At 55.5% G+C, this 3,748-nt stretch carries 3 protein-coding genes and 1 pseudogene; 3 read left to right on the plus strand and 1 reads right to left on the minus strand.

Going from position 1 to position 3,748, the window contains the following annotated elements; genetic code table 11:
• Positions 1-570, plus strand: a 570-nt coding sequence (locus A3220_RS16040; protein ID WP_062375940.1) for an IclR family transcriptional regulator C-terminal domain-containing protein, incomplete at its 5' end; no start/stop codon positions are given.
• Here the strand turns inward: A3220_RS16040 and A3220_RS16045 are convergent.
• Entirely contained in the window at positions 560-1,930 is a 1,371-nt protein-coding gene (locus A3220_RS16045; protein ID WP_062375942.1) for a VOC family protein, read from the minus strand. The two genes, A3220_RS16040 and A3220_RS16045, sit on opposite strands and share 11 nt — an antisense overlap.
• A 196-nt stretch (positions 1,931-2,126) precedes the next feature.
• Here A3220_RS16045 and A3220_RS16050 point away from each other — a divergent pair, with 196 nt between their 5' ends.
• Positions 2,127-2,996 (plus strand): DUF72 domain-containing protein, encoded by an 870-nt coding sequence (locus tag A3220_RS16050; protein ID WP_062375945.1) that lies wholly within the window; start codon positions 2,127-2,129, stop codon positions 2,994-2,996.
• A 157-nt stretch (positions 2,997-3,153) separates the two neighbouring features.
• Positions 3,154-3,748: pseudogene (locus A3220_RS16055) on the plus strand (sodium-dependent transporter); the annotation flags it as partial.

The raw sequence follows: 3,748 nt of genomic DNA on the forward strand, positions 1-3,748 counted from the left end.
TTAGCACCACGCGTACTCCAGCTAGGTTATTCGTATTTATCGTCCAATAATTACCGTAGTGCTATCCAACAGTATTTAGAAGAAATTACGCTCAAATGCGGTGAATCCTCCTCGTTGGGAGTACTGGATGGTGATGACGTAATTTACGTTGCTCGTTCAGCAGCGCACCACCGCTTAATGGCAATCACGCTCTCCGTGGGAACACGCTTACCAGCCGCACATACGTCGATGGGACGCGTCTTATTGGCTCAGTTGCCCGAAACCTCGCTAGACGATTATTTAGGACGTATCTCACTACAGCGATACACCGACAAAACCATTACGGATGTATCTAGCCTAAAAACATGCATTAACCAAGTGCGCCAGCAAGGCTATGCCATCTCCGACCAAGAGCTAGACTCTGGGCTTCGCTCGTTGGCCGTACCTGCCTTCGACGCAAACGGTAAACTGCTTGGCGCTATTAATATCAGCACTAATGCCGCTCGCGTCGATATGGACACCTTGCTCAAAGAGTATTTGCCGCTGTTGCAGGAAACGGCGCGCCTCATTCGCACTACGATTAGTGCGTAGCCCCCAATACCGACAACGCCTTATCCAGTGACGCCTGCTGGCGGCTTGCATACAGCGCAATCTCATCAATCACGGAGGCCCCCAGGTCACGTTCGAATTGGGCTTGGTTGGCTTGGCTTGCGTATTCGTCGCGCTGCTCGCTGCCCAGGTTCGACTGGAAGATGCCCGCCGCGCTGACCGGCAGAAAGTCCTCATAAATCATGGGCTGGCAAGTCAGCGCGCCTTGCTCGATGAGTGCGTCAAGGGTATCCGGGTTAATCTGCGCGGGTAGTGATGCAGTGGTACCCGGCACGGCGTGATAGTGGAAGAACGCCAGCCCTTCACGACGTAGCGTGGCGTGGTCGTCTGGGAATGCTTGGAATACTTCCGCCAGCTGCGCCTGATGAGCGCTGTTATCTTTAGCGGGAGGCAACTGCTGCGACTTGGCCAGCAGGCGGTCGTATAGCGCGCGTCCTTTTTGAGTGAGCGCAACCCCGCGCTGCTCGATCTCGCCAAAACGGGCGGTATGGTGGCCCGCCACGCTGTCGGCAAAGGTAATGGTCTCTTCCAGCGCTTTGAAGCTGGTTTGGCGCAGTAGAATCGGGCAGCGGCGACGGGGCGGGCCTTCGATCACCGCCTTAGGGTCGATGCCAACACTCGGCATCTGCTGCTGTACTGCATCGATATCCAAGGTGCGCGGGGTTAAATGGTTGATATGCGGGCCTCTAAAGCTCACCACGTCGGCAATCAACCGATGCTCTTGATGCAAACGGTCGTAGGTGGCGCGGTCGACGGTGGCATCGTGGTGCCAGCGGAACGTATTGAGCGCGGCCTGCACGAATGCCTTGGCATCGGTCGCGTTTAGGCCACCCTGCTCTTCGCAGCGGGCGATTAGCGCCTGGGCCTCGGGGGTGACGATTTCACGGTGGGAGAGAATTTCCCGCGCCTGCTCGCGAAGCGCTGCGTTTTCGATGAGCTCTAGCCGCAGCAGCGAGGTAAAGACACGAAAGGGATTGCGCTTCAAGGCGTCATCATCCACCGGGCGAAACGCCGTGGAGTGCACCGGTACCCCGGCAGCCGCCAAGTCGTAATACCCCACGGGGTGCATGCCCATCACCGCAAACATACGCCGCAGCAGTGACAGCTCTTCAGGCAAACCAACGCGGATCGCTCCATGCCGCTCAACGCTAAGGCGCGCCAGTTCGTCTGACGCTTCGAGCGTATGTGCTAAGGCGGCATCCTCTGCCAGCACATCATGATTCACGCTCTCTACCAGCGAGAGCAACGTGCCATATTGCGGCACTTCCTGTTGATACATCGCCGACATCGCTTTGGAAAACTGATCGCGAATATCGTCGGCGCTTACATGAGCAGCATCCATGAAGCGTTCCTGTCGGTTAATTGTTGAAGAATGCGATGATCACCATAGTAGCGCTGCAGTGGCCGGGAAAATTTCATAATTTTGGCCGTTATCTTCATTAACACGCCTTGCGCCCCCACCACCGCTCATGGTGTTACGGGTACACTAGGTTTTGTTTACATTCTTTTTCTCCTTTTCGACAAAGGCCACCGCTTAGATGACTGCCCCACGCGCACCGCTACCGCTCTATCTCGGCTTGCCCATGTGGGCCAATCAGGATTGGCAGGGCAGCCTCTACCCGCGCCAAGCCAAAACCGACCTGCTCAGTGATTACGCGGCAGTGTTTTCCAGCGTGGAGGGCAATACGACGTTTTACAGCGGCGCACCTAAGCCCGACACCATCGCTGCCTGGGCGCGCCAAGCTCCCGCTCATTTTCGCTTTTGTTTTAAACTGCCCGCCAGCGTGACGCACGACCAGCGTCTCGGCAGTTTAGCGTCTGCCTGGGAGTTTATAGAGGCACTGACGCCGCTCCATGACCGGCTTGGTCCAACCATGGTCCAACTACCGCGTGATTTCGGTCCCTCAGAGCTACCTAAACTCGAAGCATTGCTCGCCCACTGGCCAGCGCATCTGCCCTGCGCCGTGGAGGTGCGCCACCCTGTTTTTTTCCACAAGGGTGAGGAGGAGAAAGCCTTCAACCAATTGTTGATAACTTATGGCGCCAACCGTGTGATGCTCGATGTGCGCCCCGTCTTCTCGACCCCTGCCAATGGCCATGCAGGTCTCGCTCATGCCCAACAGGAAAAGCCGAAAGTCCCGTTACACGTGCTTTCCACAGCGGAGCTGCCGATTATTCGCTTCATTGGCCATATTGACAAAACCATTAATACTCGCTACTTCGCTCCGTGGATAGAGCGCCTAAAGCTGTGGATAAGTCAGGGGAAAACCCCTTTCTTATTTGTGCATACAGCGGATAACCGCGAGTCCCCCGAGATGGCTCGACACCTGTACCACACCCTTCAACAGCACATCGCACTGCCTGAGCTTGACCCCTTTGCCGATGAAAAGCAGAGCCAGCTGTTTTAAGCCGTCTTTTTAGATGAGCTGACTGGCATGCCCTACCATGATCGGATAAATTGCGCGTTCTTTCGGAAAAGTACGCTGGCAATTTCTCTATTTCCGAAAATCGGCGCAGCAAGCCGATAACGACTCATTACAATTGAACGTATAACACAGGTGATTTATGGCAAAACTTGCACATGCACAGTGGTCATCGCGTATGACCTTTGTGCTGGCCGCAGCGGGCTCAGCGGTTGGCTTAGGAAATATTTGGAAGTTCCCGTACATGGTGGGCGAAAGCGGCGGGGCTGCTTTCGTATTTGTTTATCTGCTTTGTATTGGACTCATTGGCTTGCCCATTCTTGTTTCTGAGTGGCTTATCGGGCGGCGCGGCCAGAAGAATCCAGCAAGCACGATGTCTGAGCTGGCACGCCAAGCCAATAAATCCAGTATGTGGGCCGTGGTGGGTATTAGCGGCATTGTGGGGGCGTTTTTAATCCTGTCGTTCTATAGCGTGATCGGCGGCTGGTCGCTCTACTACACCCTTAACTCCGTAAGCGGCACCTTCAGCGGCCAAGACGCGACGGCATCGGGGCGCTGTTTAACGGTATGCTCAGCAACCCCGGGCTGCTCCTGCTTGGCCACTCTGCCTTTATGCTGTTGGTGATTGGTATTGTTGCCCGTGGTGTAACAAAAGGGCTGGAAGGCGCTGTACGCATCTTGATGCCGGTACTCGCGTTACTGCTGGTCGTGCTGATCGGTTATGGCATGTCGACCGG

The sequence above is a fragment of the Halomonas sp. KX33721 genome (genome assembly GCF_001596805.1).
In the GTDB taxonomy this organism is placed as follows: Bacteria; Pseudomonadota; Gammaproteobacteria; order Pseudomonadales; family Halomonadaceae; genus Vreelandella; species Vreelandella aquamarina.

Bases quoted from the DNA above. Each gene is read 5' to 3' on its own strand.
- A3220_RS16045 (WP_062375942.1), bottom strand. From the start codon at position 1,930: ATGGATGCTGCTCATGTAAGCGCCGACGATATTCGCGATCAGTTTTCC.
- A3220_RS16050 (WP_062375945.1), top strand. From the start codon at position 2,127: ATGACTGCCCCACGCGCACCGCTACCGCTCTATCTCGGCTTGCCCATG.